Genomic DNA, 16018 nt, shown 5'->3' with positions numbered 1-16018 from the left:
CGCCTGGGTAGGGGCGGGGAGAGGCCCGACCAAAGGGGGGGACATGGCGAAGAAGAAGCTCCGCAAGGGAGACGAGGTCTCCTGGAGCAGTCACGGAAACGAGACCCACGGCGAGGTCGAGCGAGAGATCACCGACCACACCGAGGCCGCCGGCCGTACGGTGAACGCCTCGCCGGACGACCCGCAGTACGAGGTCCGCAGCGACAAGTCCGGCCGTACGGCCGTGCACAAGCCCGACGCGCTCCGCAAGAAGAAGCGCTGATCCGGCCGGTCGCACCGCCCCGGGGTGCCAGCGCGGGCCTCAGGGCGGCGTTCCCTCACCCCCTTCCGCCCTAGGTCATAGGTCCGACTTTTTCTCGGTACGGCAGCCGATGCGGCGCCCGCTAACGTGGCGCAGGCTGGTGCCGTGGGCGGGAATCAGCCGCCTGCGCACTACGTTAAGAATCATGCTTACATGATTACGTCTTAACCTCCGGGAGGAATCACCGTGGGAATGCCGGATAACGGCTGGATGGTGATGATGTCGTTCCGCCGCGACAACTCGGTGGTCAGAGAGCGCCTGAAGGCCGGAACCGTACGCCGCATCGCCGGTTACGCGACGCCGTACGTCCGCGAGCTCGTCCTGTTCCTCGTGCTGAACGCGATCGGCGCGGTCATCGTCGTGGCCAACCCACTGCTGCTCAAGGCGATCATCGACCGCGGCATCGTCGCGCATCGCACCGGCGTCGTGATGGCGCTCGCCATCACCGTCGGCGTGCTGGCGCTCTTCGAGGCGGTGCTCGGCCTGGCCCAGCGCTGGTACTCCGCGCGCATCGGCGAGGGGCTGATCTATGACCTGCGCACCCAGGTGTTCGACCACGTCCAGCGCATGCCCGTCGCGTTCTTCATGCGCGCCCAGACCGGGTCGCTGGTCAGCCGCCTCAACAGCGACGTCATCGGCGCGCAGCGCGCGATCACCACGACCCTGTCCTCGGTCGTGTCGAACGTGATCAGCCTGATCCTCGTCCTGATCACGATGTTCGTGCTCTCCTGGCAGGTCACGCTCATCGCGCTGGTCCTGCTGCCGATCTTCATCTTCCCGGCCAAGTGGGTCGGGAAGAGGCTGCAGAAGATCAGCCGCGAGCAGATGGTGCTGGACGCGGAGATGGGCTCGCTGATGACCGAGCGCTTCAACGTCGCCGGCGCGATGCTCGCCAAGCTGTACGGCCGCCCCGCCGACGAGTCGGCGATGTTCTCCGCCCGGGCCGCCCGGGTCCGCGACATCGGCGTCATCTCCGGCATGTACGGCCGGGTGTTCTTCACCTCCCTGACACTCGTCGCCGCGCTCGCCACCGCGATGGTCTACGGCGTCGGCGGCTCGCTCGTGGTGGACGGCAGCTTCCAGCTCGGCACGCTCGTGGCGCTGGCCACCCTGCTCACCCGCATGTACGGGCCGCTCACCGCGCTGTCGAACGTCCACGTCGACGTGATGACCGCGCTGGTCAGCTTCGACCGCGTCTTCGAGGTGCTCGACCTGCCGCCCATGGTCGCCGAGAAGCCCGACGCCACGCCGCTGCCCGCCGTGGCCGACGCGCCCGCGGTCGAGTTCGACAACGTGACCTTCAGCTACCCGGCCGCCTCCGAGGTCTCCCTGGCCTCGCTGGAGTCGATCGCGCGCACCGACACGGCGCCGAGCCGCGAAGTGCTGCACGGGGTCGACTTCCGGGCCGAACCCGGCGGCCTGACCGCGCTGGTCGGGCCCTCCGGCGCCGGGAAGACGACCATCACCCAGCTCGTGTCCCGCCTCTACGACGTGTCCGACGGCGCGGTGCGCGTCGCCGGGCAGGACGTACGCGACGCCACGCTGGAGTCGCTGCGCGGGGCCGTCGGCGTGGTGACCCAGGACGCGCACCTGTTCCACGACACTATCCGCGCGAACCTCGTCTACGCCCGCCCGGACGCCACCGACGAGGAGCTCGCCGACGCCCTGCGGGCCGCCCAGATCTGGGAGCTGGTCGACGACATGCCCGACGGGCTCGACACCGTCGTCGGCGACCGCGGCTACCGGCTGTCCGGCGGGGAGAAGCAGCGCCTGGCGCTCGCCCGGCTGCTGCTGAAGGCCCCCTCGGTAGTCGTCCTCGACGAGGCGACCGCGCACCTGGACTCAGAGTCGGAGGCGGCGGTGCAGCGGGCGCTGAAGACCGCGCTCGCGGGCCGTACCTCGATCGTCATCGCGCACCGGCTGTCCACGATCCGCGAGGCCGACCAGATCCTGGTGATCGACGGCGGGCGCGTGGTCGAGCGCGGGCGGCACGAGGAACTCCTCGACGGCGGCGGGCTGTACGCCGAGCTGTACCGGACCCAGTTCGCGGGTCAGGCGCGCCAGGCCGAGCCGGTCCCTCAGGCGTGAGGGACGCGGGAGGAGTGAGGCCGAGGGGGCACGGGTAGACCCAGCTTGTGAGCAGTGCGTATATCGCCCGTACTCATTGGGTGATGGCCGCCGTGTCACTCGCCCTCGCGGGCGGTCTGGCCGGCACGGAGGTACGGGCCGGCGCCGACCCGGACCCGGGTTCGGCCTACGCGGGCCGGTCGCGGGTCTTCGGCCTGGTCGAGGCGGGGACGAGCCCGGGGCGCGTGCTGTTCGCGCCGGCCCGTAAGGTCCAGCCCGCCGGCCCGGAGACCGTGCACGCCGCCGCCGTCGGGCGCTACGCGCCAATGACGCTCGCGCCGGGCGCGGTGATCCGCGCGTCGGCGCCGATCGTCCAGAACGGCGTCACCGACGACGTACGCGGGACCACGCTGACCTCGCAGCAGCTCAACGACGACCTGCTGAAGCTGCACCAGCGGAGCCGTCCGGTGCTGGACCGCTCGCACATGTTCGAGCTGTGGTTCGACGGTCAGGGCCGGATCGTCCGCATGCAGCACTACTTCATCCCCTGACCGGGGGCGTGGAGCGGGAGCCAGATCGATCGGGGGAGCATATGAACCGTCCGCTCGTCCTGACGGGTGTCGCCCTGGGCGTCGCCGTTGCGCTCACCGGCTGCGGGGGGACCAAGAAGGCCGCGACCGTGGCGGAGAGCGCCTCGGCCAAGGCCCGGCACCGCAGCCCCGCTGCGGCCCCTGCGCCGTCCGCCACCGCGACCGTCGCGGGTAACGTGAAGGTCGGAGGCTTCTGCAAGCTCACCGGCACGGTCGGCAAGACGACCGGCGGAGCCTGGGCGCGCTGTCTCAAACGGCCCGGGGACAAGCGGGCCCGGTGGTACTCCCAGGCGCCGTCACGCGGCGGCGCGCGCGCCGGGCAATACTGTTCGCCGGCCGGGTCGACCGCCAAGTCGCCGACGGGAGCGAAGCTGACCTGCACCAAGAAGGCCGGTGACAGCCGGCCGCGCTGGCGGGCGAAGTAGGCCGCGCCGGGTGATGTGCGTCCGCCCGGCGGACTTTACGCGGACGCATCCTCGAATCCACGTCGATGTCGTACTCCCGGCCGACTCTGGGGGCGACAGCGATCTCTCAACAGCGGAGCACGTGATGAACAGGACATGGCGTGGAGGGCGGCGGTTCGCCGCTCTCCTCGTGGGGTGTGGCGCGGCCGGGCTGGTCATCGGCTGGAACTACGCCGAGCGACCGGTCTCCGGCTACTCGCGCCCGCTCGGCCGGTAGCCGAGCCGGCGCAGCTCGGCGCCGGCGATCTTCTCGACCTGGGTGACCTGCTTGGGCGTGAGGTGCTCCTGCCACATGCCGATGTCGTCGTCGCTCATGCCATGGAGAGAGCTCTTAGCGATCCGCTGCCCCACATAATCTGAAATGTCGCCCAAAATTTCGCGCGTACGAGTGACCAGATCCTCGTAGCGGATGGTGAGCAGCTGCTCCTCCGGCGTCTGCGCGCGCAGCCGCGCGCTCAGCCGGATCGAGCCGCGCCAGCGCAGCGCGCACTTGACCGCGACGCCCGCCCGCGGCCAGCGCAGGCGTTCGGTCTCGTCCTCGACGCCGAAGAAGGGGTTGGGGAACACCTCGTCCAGGTTGGCGAAACCGGGCCGGAACCAGGCGAGGCAGCGTTCGTCGGTGAGCATCCCCGCGACGGCGTCCCGGCCGTCGCGGATCACCTGGATGAACTGCGCGTCCGGGAAGGCGTCCAGGATGACGTCGGTGCTGTAGATCAGGTCGGGCGTGGCGTCGGCGAACCGCTGGATGCCGCGCGGGTCGGCGCAGGTGCCCTCGGGCCCCATCCGGCCCAGCTCGCGGCACTGCCCGGGACACTCGCCGCAGCCGTCGGGGGTGACCTGCCAGCTCTGGGCGTACGCGTCGCGCATCACGCGCGCGGCGCCGGCCCCGCGCTCGGTGGCGATCGACGGGCGCCGGGCGAAGGCGTAGACGGTGCGCACCACATTGGGGCGTCCCATCGTCACGTGGAACGCGGTCGACTGCCTGATGGCACGTGCCACGAGGTCCATGCCCGAGTGGGGCGCGCCGAGCACGAAGATCGGACGCCGGACCTTGGTGCCGTTGACCACCAGGATGTGGGGGGACGAGGGGCGTGTGGGTGTCACCAGCGTGTCACCTCGGTGGACGGTTTCGCGGGGCGGTCGTCAGCCGACGACCGCGAGTGCGTCGATCTCGACGAGCAGGCCTTCGGCCAACCCGACGAACACCGTCGTACGCGCCGGGAAGGGTTCGCGGACATATTTCTCATAGACCGCATTCATCTCTGCGAAGTCCTCACGGCGTGTGAGGTGGACCCGCACCATGATGACGTCGTCGAAGCCGGACCCGGCCTCGGCCAGCACGGCCTGGACATTCTCCATCGCCTGCCGGGTCTGCTCGCCCACGGTCTCGCCGATGACCAGACCGGTCTCGGGGTCCACCGGGACCTGGCCGGCGACCTGGAGGATGCCGCCCTTGCGGACGCCCTGACTATAGGCCGCGGCCGGTCGGGGCGCCTTGGCCGTGCTGAACGCGATCTTGTCATTCATGCGGGCTTCTCATCTCCGGGTGTCCGTACGGCCACATCGCCACGGCACCGTTGACACTGATAGAGGGATGGTACTGACTTCGGCTCTTGCATGGTCACCTCGGGGCGATCGAGAAAGGACCGACCTGAGAGAACAAACAAGTCGTCCTTTTCGCCCCCCGACCGGCGCGCCGCCCCCGTAGATCATCGCGCCGACTGTACCCGTACAGACCTTTGCCAGTCTCTGACCTGCGCGGACCGGCGCGGGTACGGGCCTGCGCCGGCGTTCGCTGCTTGACTCGGCCGATCGCAGGCGCCGGCGGGCCGCCGCCGGCGCGGGGGCACGTTCGCGGCGGTATCCGACGCCGCGCGAGGGGGCGATCATGCTACGTCTGATCAAGGGCCGGTACCGGATCCAACACAGTCAGCCCGACGGAGACTCGATCCACTTCTATCCCGACGACACCGAGGCGTTCGCGAAGCTGCGCATGCGCGCCCACCTCAGCCCGGCCGGCAGCGTGCAGCTGCGCCTCGACGCCATCGACGCGCTGGAGACGCACTACACACCGCGCGGGGGATTCCGCCAGCACCAGCCGCTGGCGCTGGCGCACGCGCCCGCCGACCGGCTGCTGGCGCTGCTCGGGTTCAGCGACGTCAAGCGCGACCAGGAGACGGTCACCAGCGCAACACCCGACCAGACGCCCGGCTACATCCTGACCCGGTTCGCCGACAAGTACGGCCGACCGGTGGCCTTCGCGTACGCGGGCGAGGCCGACCAGAGCGACCTCGGCCAGGTCCACGTCAGCGCGGCGATGCTGCGCCAGAGCGTGAACCACCGGCTCCTCGGCGAGGGCCTCGTCTACCCGACCTTCTACAGCAAGCTCTATCCGGACCTGCGCGCCGAGCTGACCGCCGCCGCCCAGTCGGCCCGCCGGGCCGGCAACGGCGTGTGGACCAGCGACGCCACCACCAGCGGCGCCACCGTCACGAGCGTGGCCGACCTGAACGACCACGTGGTCATCCTGCCGAAGCTGTTCCGCCGCCTGGCCGACTACCTGGCCCTCGGCGCGGGCGACGTCTCGCTCGACCGCTTCACGGCCTTCCTCGCGACCCGTAACGACCGGCTGTTCGTCATCTCCGAGGCCCACGCGACGGGCCTGGACACCATCACCGCCGTCGCCGGCCAGAAGCTGCGGCTCACCCACCCGCCCGAGGACCTCATCTTCCTCGAGGGCTGAACAGACCACGGACCGCGGCCGGCGCCGGCCGCGGTCCGTGCCGCCGGCCGGGACGAGACGCCCGGTTCCACCGCCCCAGGGCGTACCGTGGCCGGTCAGTGAGCGTCGTTTCGAGGGGCGGTGGTCGTGGTGGATGGCGATGCGTTGCGTCGGCTGGGCGACGAGCGGATCGACTGGCGGTTCAAGGGCATGCCGGCCGACGCCGACGGGATGACCGTCGCGGAGCTGGCCGCCGAACGGCGGGATCTGTTCGGCGGAGGGTTCCACCCGCCGCTCGTCGTCATCGACGCCTCCGCCCTCGATCACAACCTGGCGACCATGCGCGACTGGTGCGAGCGCCGCGGCGTGCTGCTCGCCCCGCACGGGAAGACCACGATGGCCCCCCAGCTCTACGCCCGGCAGCTGGACCACGGCGCCTGGGGCATCACCGTGGCCACCTTCGCCCAGCTCCGCGTCGCCCGCGCCTTCGGCGTCCGCCGGGTGATGGTGGCCAACGAGCTTCTCGACCCGGCGGGGCTGCGCTGGGTCGCCGCCGAGCTCGCCCGTGACCCCGAGTTCCACCTGCTGTGCTTCGCCGACTCCGTACGCGGCGTCGAGATCATGGCCGCCGCGCTGAGCGGGGCCGCACGGCCCGTCGACATCCTGGTCGAGCTCGGCGCCGAAGGCGGCCGGGCCGGCGTACGCGACGTCGCCACGGCCGAGGCGGTGGCCGCGGCGGTCGAGGCGGCACCCGGCCTGCGGCTCGCCGGCGTCGCGGGGTACGAGGGGGCCGTCGGGCACGACGCGAAGCCCGAGAGCCTGGCCGCGGTCGAGCGGTACCTCCGTGACCTGCGCGCCCTCGCCGAACGCCTCGACCTGCCCGACGACGCGGTGCTCAGCGCCGGCGGCAGCGCCTACTTCGACCAGGTGGCGGACGTGCTCGCCGGCACACGCACGGTGCTGCGCAGCGGCGCGTACGTCACCCACGACGACGGCTTCTACCGTGGCATCTCACCGCTCCGCCGGGCCGGCGGCACGCCGTTCGCCCCGGCCCTGCACGCCTGGGCACAGGTGACCTCCCGGCCCGAGCCCGGCCTGGCGCTGCTCACCCTGGGCCGCCGCGACGTGTCCTTCGACCAGGGCCTGCCCGAGCCGCACACCGTACGCCACGCCGACGGCACGCGGTCACCGCTGGCCGGCGCACGGGTGAGCGAGCTGAACGACCAGCACGCGTTCCTCCGGCTCGGCCCGGGCACCGAGGCCGAGGTGGGGGACTGGGTGGACTCCGGCCTGTCCCACCCGTGCACGGTGTTCGACAAATGGCGGCTGCTCCCGGTCGTGGAGGACGACACCGTGGTCGACCTCGTCCACACCTGGTTCTGAGCCGGAGTTGGGCCGCATCGTGGCGGAACCGCCGGGCCGGTGCGAATCCTCCGTCCATACATGATCATTAGGCCGGTTATCCAGGTGTGCGGCCGTGGCCGCCGGATTAGGCTGCGGGCATGATCGGCGAATGGCTCCGGGACGCGAGCGCGGTCACCGTGCTCACCGGGGCGGGCATCAGCACCGAGAGCGGCATTCCCGACTTCCGCGGACCGCAGGGCGTCTGGACCAAGGACCCCAAGGCGGAGGCGATGGCCACCATCGACGTGTACCTCTCCGACCCCGAGGCGCGCCGCCGCACCTGGCGCTCCCGGCGCGACCACCCGGCGTGGGGCGCCGAGCCGAACGCCGGCCACCGGGCGCTGGTAGACCTGGAGAAGTCCGGGCGGCTGCGCGCGATCATCACCCAGAACATCGACGGGCTCCACCAGAAGGCCGGTTCGGAGCCGGACCGGATCATCGAGGTGCACGGCACGATGCTCGACGCCGAGTGCCTCGTCTGCGGCCTGCGTACGCCCATGCCCGAGGTCCTGGCCCGGCTCGACCTCGGCGAGGAGGACCCGGAGTGCCTGACCTGCGGCGGTATCCAGAAGTCCGCGACGATCTCGTTCGGGCAGGCGCTGCGGCCGGAGGTGTTCGCGGCGGCCGAGCGCGCTGCGCGCGAGTGCGAGCTGTTCCTCGCCGTCGGGTCCTCGCTCGGCGTGCAACCCGTCGCCGGGCTCTGCCTGGAGGCGGTCGAGCGCGGCGCGCGCCTCGTCATCGTCAACGCGCAGGAGACGCCCTACGATCGGCTCGCCGACGCCATCGTCCGCGAGCCGATCGGCACGGTGCTTCCGACACTCGTGTCAGAGGCCTGTTGACGGCGAATTCCAAGCGTGTGGTTTATGACCTCTTCCGCTTCGGGGTCTCTAGGTGTCATGCTCTGACCGACCGCATAACAAGGAGAGTTGGATGGGCGACCCTGGGGACGGCGGACCACCCTCCCTCCACGCCGGGGACAGGATCGCCGTCGTCGCCCCGAGCGGCCCGGCGGATCCGGCGCTGCTCGAGCGCGGCTGTGCCGTGCTGCGCGGCCTCGGTCTCGACGTCGTCGTCGGCAAGCACGCGCTCGACCACAACCCCTCCGGGCTCACCTACCTCGCCGGATCCGACGCCGACCGCGCGGCCGACCTGCAGGCCGCCTGGTGCGACCCGCGGATCGCGGCGGTGTTCTGCGCGCGCGGCGGCTACGGCGCCACGCGCGTCCTCGACCACCTCGACTGGGACGCGATGGCCGGCGCGGCGCCCAAGCTGCTCCACGGGTCCAGCGACATCACCGCCCTGCACACCGCGTTCGGCCGGCGGCTGTCCGTGCCGACCTCGTTCGGGCCGATGGTCGCCTCGCTCATCGCCGACGCCGACCCCGAGGCGGTCGCCCACCTCCGCGAGGGCGTCCTCGGCGCGGGCGCGGCGGTCCGGGGCACGCACGCGCTGCGCGGCGGTCGCGTGAGCGGCGTGCTGACCGGCGGAAACCTCGCGCTGCTCACGTCGCTGATCGGCACCCCGTACGCCCCGGAGCCGGCCGCGGGCCGCATCGCCTTCCTCGAAGACGTCGACGAGGCGCCGTACCGCGTCGACCGCATGCTCACCCAGTTGCTGCAGTCGGGCTGGTTCGACGGCGTCGCCGGGATCGTCCTCGGCACCTGGATCGGCTGCGGCGACCTCGACGCGGTCTTCGCCGACCGCCTCACGCCGATCGGTGCGCCGATCCTCGCGGGCGTCCCGGTCGGACACGGTCCGCGTCAGCTCACGCTCCGGCTCGGCGCCGGCGCGGTGCTCGACGCGGACGCACTGGTGCTCAGCCCGAGCACGGGGGGTGGTCCGGAACGGCGCACGCCGCCGTCCGGGCCTGGGAGCGAGGAGACGCTGTGACGACCTTCGAGAGGCGCGACCGCAGACCGGCCACGGCCGACGGCTCCGATCCCGCGCTGGACTCGCTCGTGGTGCTGGTCGCCGAGAGCCACGGGTACGGCTGCCGTTCCGTGCCGGGCGACGTGATGCTTCTCGACGGCCCGCAGCGCCTGCACATCGGCATGCGCAACCTCCGCCAGCTCGCCCGGCAGGTGCCGCGCGACGACTGGCCCGCACTGGTCGCCGACCACGTCGGCACGATCATCACCGCCATCGAGGAGCCGCTGGACCTGAGCGACTTCGAGCTCGTACGCGGCCTGCTGCGCTCCCGGGTCTACCCGGTCGAGGCGCGCACCGGCCGCCTCATCTCCCGGCCGTTCGCCCCCGGCCTGATCGAGGCGATCGTCGCCGACACGCCCACGACCGTGCGCACCGTCGTCACCGACGACGTGGTGGGCTGGCCGGTGACCACCGACGAGCTGTTCGCGGTCGGCCGCGACGGCGTGCGCGCCGACGGCCCGCTGGAGTGCGACGTCATCGACGACACCGGCATCCGCGTGCTGGAGGGCTCGACGTTCTACGCCGCCACCCATCTCGTGTGGCTGGAGTCCTACCTCGACCCGGGCCCCTACGGCGCGCTCGCGGTCGCCCCGACCCGCAGTACGATCGCCGCCTGCTCGATCCGCAAGGACACCGCGCTGGTCACCGCCGAGCGGCTGCGCCTCTTCGCCGACGACGCCCATGAGGACGGCCCCGGCTCGCTGACGCCGGACCTGTTCTGGTGGCGCGGCGGCTCGCTGACCCTGCTCGAACGCACCGGCGCCGGCCGCGCCGCCCTGCCCGCCGACTTCCTCCGCTTCGTGGAGTCTCTTCCCTAGGGAACGAACACGACACGGCGGTCGGCGGTGGCCCGCGTCCAGGTGCGTTCGACCTGGGCGAGGGGCACGGCCTCCACGTCCAGGGCGATCTCGTCCGCGGCGGCCCGGCGGAGCAGGTCGGCGTAGGCCGCGGCGGCGTCCGCGACCGGCACCGGGCGGCCGTTCCCGCTGCCGATCAGCTCCACCGGGGCCTTGCGCAGCGTCATCGCGGGCAGGGACGCCGCCTCGCCGGCGGCCATGCCGACCAGGATGTAGCGCGTCCGGCGCGGGCCGCGGCCGCCGGCGTGCATCAGCGCGGCGAAGACCGCCTCGGCCGGCGGGCCCCACAGGTAGTCGACGATCAGGTCGTACGGCCCCTCGGCGGCGATGGCCGCGGCCAGCTCGTCGCGCGGCCGGTCCACCCGGATCACGGCGCCGGCGCCCCGCGCCGCCAGCGCGTCGAGGACCCGCTGGTCGCGCCCGGCCGCCACGACGCGCGCGCCGTGCCGGCCGGCCAGCTGCGTCGCGATCCGGCCGGACGTGCCGGTCGCGCCGAGCACGAGGACCGTCTGCCCGGCGGTCAGCTGGCCCTCCCAGATGACCGTCTTCCACGCTGCGCCGCCCGGGTTGAGGAGCGCCGCAGCGGTCACGTCGTCGACGCCGTCGGGCACCGGGAACCACAGGCCGTCGCGCACCAGCGCCTGTTCGGCCATCCCGCCGTACGGCCGCTGCGGCGCGAAGAACGCCACACGCGAGCCGTCCGCCAGCCTCCCGACGCCGTCCAGGCCGGCGACCTGCGGGAACGCGGTCGGCGCGTAGTGGACGCCGTCGGCCATGAGGCGGTCGGACGGCTTCAATGCCGCGGCGCCGACCGTCACGACCGCCTCGCCGGCGCCGGCCACCGGCGCCGGGAACGTCCCGTAGCGCGGCGTACGGCCGATCCCGTCCAGCACGGCGGCGTTGATCTGCGGTGCGCTCATGACGGTCTCCCCTCGAATAATCCGTTCACTTTGAACGGATACGGTAACAGAGGCCGGTGCATAATGAACGGAATGGCGGACGACGACTACTACGACGTATGGCTCGACATGCTCGGGCGCGGTTCACGCCCGAGGTTCCTCGCGCTGGTCCTCGACCGCGCCGGCGTCACCCTCGGGCTCGACCTGTGTCAGTACGTCGTGCACCTCGACCTGCGCGGCCCGATGGGCGTCCTCGAACTCGCCGAGCTGGTCGACCGTAACCATCCGAAGGTCAGCCGCTCGCTCGCCCGGCTGGAGTGGCTGGGCCTGGTCGAGCGCGGCACGGCGCCCCACGACCGGCGGATCAAGACCGCGACGGTGACCGCCGAGGGCCACCGCGTGGTCGAGGCGATCAACCAGGGCCGGCGGAGCCTGCTGGACGAGGCGTTCGCCGGCTGGACCGAGCACGACCGCGTGACGTTCGCCCGCCTCACGCGCCGCTTCTCGGACGACGTGCTCGCCCTTGTCGAGGCGCACCACCCGGAGTGAGCCCCCGGGTCAGGGGTCTTCGACCGCAGGAAGAGCAGGTACGCGACCGCGGCGGGTTCCCCGCTGACGCATCGGGCGAGAACGCACGGACGGCCGACGCGCCGGAGGATCCGGCGCCCCCGTTCCTCGGCGACGAGCTGGTCGCCGAGGGGAACAGAGGATCCGCCCTCGTGCGGTCGCGCCGGTAGACGGTCGCTAGGCGGGCCGGGCGCCGCCGCGCAGGCCGTCGTGGCCTTCGAGGTCGTAGGCCGTGAGCACGAGCGGCACGTGGCTGAACGCCTGCGGGAAGTTGCCGACCTGCCGCTTCAGCCGGGGGTCGTACTCCTCGGCGAGCAGGCCGACGTCGTTGCGCAGGTCCAGCAGTCGCTCGAACAGGTCCCGCGCCTCGTTCGTACGGCCGATCTGCTGCAGCGCGCCGGCCAGCCAGAAGCTGCAGGCCAGGAAGGCGCCCTCCCGCCCGGGCAGCCCGTCGACCGTGTGGTCGTCGTCGCCGGTGGCGTACCGCTCGACGAACCCGTCGGTGGTGAGCTCGCGCTGGACCGCCTCGATCGTGCCGACCACGCGGGGGTCGTCGGGGGGCAGGAAACCGACGCGGGGGATCAGCAGCAGCGCCGCGTCCAGCTCGCGCGAGCCGTAGGACTGGGTGAACGTCCCGCGTTCGGCGTCGAAGCCCTTCGCGCACACCTCGCGGTGGATCTCGTCGCGCAGCGCCCGCCACTGCTCCAGCGGGCCCCGCCGGTCGAAGCTCTCCACCATGCGGACAGCGCGGTCGACCGCGACCCACGTCATGACCTTGGAGTGCACGAAGTGCCGGCGGGGGCCGCGGACCTCCCACAGGCCCTCGTCCGGGTCGCTCCAGTGCTGCTCGACGAAGCCCATCATCGAGGCCTGCAGCGACCAGGCGTGCCGCTCCGGCTGGATCCCGCTGTTGACGGCCAGGAACAGCGAGTCGGCGACCTCGCCGTACACGTCGAGCTGGAGCTGCTTGGCCGCGGAGTTGCCGACGCGCACCGGGCGGGAGCCCTCATAGCCCGGCAGCCACTCCAGCTCGTACTCCTCCAGCCGCCGCTCGCCCGCCACGCCGTACATGATCTGCAGGTCCTCGGGGCTGCCGGCCACCGCGCGCATCAGCCACGACCGCCAGGCCTTGGCCTCGTCGCGGTAGCCGCTGCGCAGCAGCGCCTCCAGCGTCATCGTGGCGTCGCGCAGCCAGCAGAAGCGGTAGTCCCAGTTGCGCACTCCGCCGATCGCCTCGGGCAGCGAGGTCGTGGCCGCGGCGACGATGCCGCCGGTCGGCTCGTAGGTCAGCGCCTTGAGGGTGGCGAGCGAGCGTACGACGGCGTCGCGGTACCGGCCGTCGTAGGTGCACTGCCGGGCCCAGTCGGTCCAGTACTGCTCGGTGCCCGCGAGAGCGTCGTACGGGTCGACGTCGCGCGGCGCCGGGAGGTGGGAGGGGTGCCAGGTGAAGACGAACGGCAGCGAGTCCCCTTCGCAGACGACGAACGTGGCCCCGTGGGCGAAGTCGCGGCCCTCCAGCTCTATCGGGCTGCGCAGCCACACCGAGTCGGGGCCGGCGATGCCGGTCAGGTGGTCGCCGATGCGCCGCATCCACGGCATGGCCTGGCCGTAGTCGAAGCGGATCCGCAGGTCCATGCGCATCGGCACGCGGCCTGAGACGCCCTCGATGATGCGGACGACGTCCGCGGCGTCGCCGCGCTCGGGCATGAAGTCGACGACGCGGACCGTGCCCTGCGGCGTCTCCCACTCGGTCTCCAGGATGAGCGTGTCGCCGCGGTACCGGCGGCGCGTCGCCTTCCCGCCCGAGACCGGCGCGATCTGCCAGCGCCCGTTGTCGGGGCCGCCGAGCAGGCCCGAGAAACACGCGGGGGAGTCCAGCCGGGGCAGACAGAGCCAGTCGATCGAACCGTCGAGTCCGACCAGCGCGCAGCTGAACAGATCCCCGATGAGCGCATAGTCCTCAATAGGCGCAGACAACGTGTTCCCCCTTGCCATGCCGGATTCCGACCCAGTGCGTACGGTAACGCGGCACTGCGGCTCGTACGAGGTGAATGATCCGACCTGACGTGCTGTTTACCAAAGGCGATCACGGTAAGTAATCATCCGGTCGCCATTTCGGTCGGCCGGTTCGGGAAGGACGGCACATGTCGGAAGCGGCGGAGACCGTGCGCAGCCTGGTTCCGGCCCGGATCGACCGCCTGCCCTGGTCGGGTTTCCACAGCCGGATGATCGCCGCGCTCGGCGTGGCCTGGGTCCTGGACGGGCTGGAGATCCAGATCGCGAGCATCGTCGGGCCGACCCTGCAGCGCGCGGACACGCTGCACCTCACCTCCGGCGAGGTCGGCTTCTCCGCGACGGTGTACCTGCTCGGCGAGGTGGCCGGCGCGCTGCTCTTCGGGCGCCTGTCGGACCGGCTGGGCCGGCGCAGGCTGTTCATCGTCACGCTCGGGCTCTACCTGGTCGCCAACGGGCTCACCGCGCTGTCGTTCAACTACCCGATCTTCCTGGTCTTCCGGTTCGCCGCCGGGATGGGCATCGGCGGGGAGTACGCCGCGATCCACTCGGCCATCGACGAACTCATCCCCGCGCGCTACCGGGGCCGCGTCGACCTGGCCGTCAGCGGCACGTACTGGTTCGGCGCGATCCTCGGCTCGCTCGGGGAGTACGTCCTGCTCAACCCGCGGCTGCTGCCCGCGAACCTCGGCTGGCGCCTCGGCTTCTTCATCGGCCCGCTGATCGGCCTGGGGATCTGGGGCCTGCGCCGCACGCTCCCCGAGAGCCCGCGCTGGCAGCTCATGCACGGGCAGGCCGGGGAGGCGGAGCGCACGGTGGCGCGGATCGAGCGCGAGGTCGCCGCGTCCGGCGCCCGGCTGCCCGAGGTCGATCGGAACCGTTACATCGAGGTGCGGGCGTACGAGCCGGTGTCGTTCGCGCAGGTCGCCCGGACGCTGTTCCGCGACTACCCGAAGCGCTCGGTCCTCGGCGCGACCCTGATGATCAGCCAGTCGTTCCTGTACAACGCGATCTTCTTCACGTACGGCCTCGTCCTCAAGCACTTCTACGGCGTCTCCGACCACGACGTGGCCAAGTACTTCTTCGCCTTCGCCGCCGGCAACCTGCTCGGGCCGCTGCTCATCGGGCGGCTGTTCGACACGATCGGCCGCCGGCGGATGATCTCGAGCACGTACCTGCTGTCCGGCGCGCTCCTGGCCTTCAGCGGCTACCTGTTCTCGATCGGCGTGCTGACCGCGGTCACCCAGACGATGCTGTGGTCGGTCATCTTCTTCATCGCCTCGGCCGCGGCCAGCTCGGGCTACCTCACCGTGAGTGAGATCTTCCCGATGGAGCTGCGCGCGCAGGCGATCGCGCTGTTCTTCGCCATCGCCCAGGTCTTCGGCTCCCTCGGTCCCACGATCTTCGGGTCGCTGATCGGCGACCAGGCCCACCCGGACCGTTCCCGGCTCTTCGTCGCGTACCTGATCGCCGCCGGCGTGATGATGGCCGCCGGAGTGGTCGCCGCCTTCTGGGGCGTCAAAGCCGAGCGGACGGCACTGGAGGACGTGGCGCCACCGCTGTCGGCGGTGCCTCGGACCGGGTAGCCGGGCCGGGCCCGATCCGCAGCAGGGGCAGGAAGAGGTGGCTGAGCGGGCCGATCGCCAGCGCGTACATGAGGGTGCCGATCCCCACCGTCCCGCCGAGCAGCCAGCCGAGCGCCAGCACGCTCACCTCGATCGTGGTCCGGACGACCCGCATCGAGTGGCCGCGGGCGGCCAGGCCGGTCATCAGGCCGTCGCGCGGGCCCGGGCCGAAGCCCGCGCCGATGTAGCAGCCCGTCGCGAAGCCGCCGACGAGGATTCCCGCCACGAGGTACGCCCAGCGGAGCGCCGGCCCGCCGGGGTGGGGGAGCAGCCACAGGAACAGGTCGATGAACAGGCCGATGAGGACGACGTTGCTGATCGTGCCGAGGCCGGGCCGCTGCCGGAGCGGGATCCACAGCATCAGCACCAGGGCGCCCGCGATGATGGCCCACGTGCCGATCGACAGGCCGGTCTGACGGGCGAGCCCCTGGTGGAGCACGTCCCACGGGTCGTTGCCGAGCCGCGAGGCGACCTGCAGGGCGGCGCCGAGGCCGTACAGGGCCAATCCGGCGTACAGCTGGGCCAATCGACGGAGGTACACGGTTCGTCTGCCTTTCTTCTGGCTGAGTGATCATTGAGC

17 protein-coding genes are annotated in these 16018 nt (G+C 71.8%); 12 read left to right on the top strand and 5 right to left on the bottom strand.

All coding sequences use genetic code 11. The annotated features are described in order from the left end of the window. Positions 1-43: 43 nt before the first annotated feature. The 5 genes from QWU11_RS22385 to QWU11_RS22365 all read left to right on the top strand — a co-directional run bounded on the left by QWU11_RS22385 (position 44) and on the right by QWU11_RS22365 (position 3639). A complete protein-coding gene (locus QWU11_RS22385; RefSeq protein WP_290116176.1) occupies positions 44-262 on the top strand; it encodes a DUF2945 domain-containing protein in 219 nt (72 codons plus the stop codon). 231 nt (positions 263-493) lie between these two features. After that, a complete protein-coding gene (locus QWU11_RS22380) occupies positions 494-2389 on the top strand; it encodes an ABC transporter ATP-binding protein (RefSeq protein WP_290116357.1) in 1896 nt (631 codons plus the stop codon). A gap of 47 nt (positions 2390-2436) precedes the next feature. After that, complete coding sequence (locus QWU11_RS22375; RefSeq protein ID WP_290116174.1) at positions 2437-2919, top strand: hypothetical protein; 483 nt, start codon at positions 2437-2439, stop codon at positions 2917-2919. Positions 2920-2960: 41 nt separating this feature from the next. Then, entirely contained in the window at positions 2961-3383 is a 423-nt protein-coding gene (locus QWU11_RS22370; protein ID WP_290116173.1) for a hypothetical protein, read from the top strand. Positions 3384-3507: 124 nt separating this feature from the next. Then, positions 3508-3639: a hypothetical protein gene (locus tag QWU11_RS22365; protein WP_290116172.1), complete on the top strand. Its 132-nt coding sequence runs from the start codon at positions 3508-3510 to the stop codon at positions 3637-3639. Here the strand turns inward: QWU11_RS22365 and QWU11_RS22360 are convergent. Both QWU11_RS22360 and QWU11_RS22355 read right to left on the bottom strand, forming a co-directional pair. Continuing rightward, positions 3615-4526 carry a sulfotransferase gene (locus QWU11_RS22360; protein WP_290116170.1) on the bottom strand — a complete coding sequence of 304 codons (912 nt, stop codon included), beginning with the start codon at positions 4524-4526 and terminating at the stop codon, positions 3615-3617. The two genes, QWU11_RS22365 and QWU11_RS22360, sit on opposite strands and share 25 nt — an antisense overlap. Positions 4527-4565: 39 nt before the next feature. Further along, positions 4566-4949 (bottom strand): Rid family detoxifying hydrolase, encoded by a 384-nt coding sequence (locus QWU11_RS22355; protein ID WP_290116169.1) that lies wholly within the window; start codon positions 4947-4949, stop codon positions 4566-4568. Positions 4950-5310: 361 nt separating this feature from the next. Between QWU11_RS22355 and QWU11_RS22350 the strand changes: the two genes are divergently transcribed. The 5 genes from QWU11_RS22350 (at position 5311) to QWU11_RS22330 (ending at position 10295) form a co-directional block, all read left to right on the top strand. After that, positions 5311-6165 (top strand): hypothetical protein, encoded by an 855-nt coding sequence (locus tag QWU11_RS22350; protein WP_290116166.1) that lies wholly within the window; start codon positions 5311-5313, stop codon positions 6163-6165. Between the two features lie 126 nt (positions 6166-6291). Beyond that, positions 6292-7527 (top strand): amino acid deaminase, encoded by a 1236-nt coding sequence (locus QWU11_RS22345; RefSeq protein WP_354670880.1) that lies wholly within the window; start codon positions 6292-6294, stop codon positions 7525-7527. Positions 7528-7646: 119 nt separating this feature from the next. Continuing rightward, entirely contained in the window at positions 7647-8387 is a 741-nt protein-coding gene (locus tag QWU11_RS22340) for a Sir2 family NAD-dependent protein deacetylase (RefSeq protein WP_290116165.1), read from the top strand. A 91-nt stretch (positions 8388-8478) separates the two neighbouring features. Further along, a complete protein-coding gene (locus QWU11_RS22335) occupies positions 8479-9438 on the top strand; it encodes an LD-carboxypeptidase (protein ID WP_290116162.1) in 960 nt (319 codons plus the stop codon). Next, the gene (locus tag QWU11_RS22330) at positions 9435-10295 is read left to right on the top strand and encodes a hypothetical protein (RefSeq protein ID WP_290116161.1); all 861 of its coding nucleotides are present in this window, start codon (positions 9435-9437) and stop codon (positions 10293-10295) included. Before QWU11_RS22335 ends, QWU11_RS22330 begins: the two co-directional genes overlap by 4 nt. Here the strand turns inward: QWU11_RS22330 and QWU11_RS22325 are convergent. After that, complete coding sequence (locus tag QWU11_RS22325) at positions 10292-11254, bottom strand: zinc-binding alcohol dehydrogenase family protein (RefSeq protein WP_290116160.1); 963 nt, start codon at positions 11252-11254, stop codon at positions 10292-10294. The two genes, QWU11_RS22330 and QWU11_RS22325, sit on opposite strands and share 4 nt — an antisense overlap. A gap of 72 nt (positions 11255-11326) precedes the next feature. Here QWU11_RS22325 and QWU11_RS22320 point away from each other — a divergent pair, with 72 nt between their 5' ends. Beyond that, positions 11327-11782, top strand: coding sequence for a MarR family transcriptional regulator (locus QWU11_RS22320; protein WP_290116159.1), 456 nt, complete (start codon positions 11327-11329; stop codon positions 11780-11782). Positions 11783-11977: 195 nt separating this feature from the next. Here QWU11_RS22320 and QWU11_RS22315 read toward each other — a convergent pair whose 3' ends face one another. Continuing rightward, complete coding sequence (locus QWU11_RS22315) at positions 11978-13795, bottom strand: glycoside hydrolase family 15 protein (RefSeq protein WP_290116158.1); 1818 nt, start codon at positions 13793-13795, stop codon at positions 11978-11980. 149 nt (positions 13796-13944) lie between these two features. Here QWU11_RS22315 and QWU11_RS22310 point away from each other — a divergent pair, with 149 nt between their 5' ends. Then, positions 13945-15399, top strand: coding sequence for an MFS transporter (locus QWU11_RS22310; protein WP_290116154.1), 1455 nt, complete (start codon positions 13945-13947; stop codon positions 15397-15399). On the opposite strand, the gene QWU11_RS22305 is transcribed toward QWU11_RS22310, so the two are convergent. Continuing rightward, a complete protein-coding gene (locus QWU11_RS22305; RefSeq protein ID WP_290116153.1) occupies positions 15332-15979 on the bottom strand; it encodes a hypothetical protein in 648 nt (215 codons plus the stop codon). The genes QWU11_RS22310 and QWU11_RS22305 overlap by 68 nt on opposite strands. Positions 15980-16018: the final 39 nt, after the last annotated feature.

Origin of the sequence: Actinomadura sp. DC4, from assembly GCF_030406325.1 — a bacterium.
Classification (GTDB): Bacteria; Actinomycetota; Actinomycetes; order Streptosporangiales; family Streptosporangiaceae; genus Actinoallomurus.
This window is presented reverse-complemented; position numbering and strand designations above follow the sequence as displayed.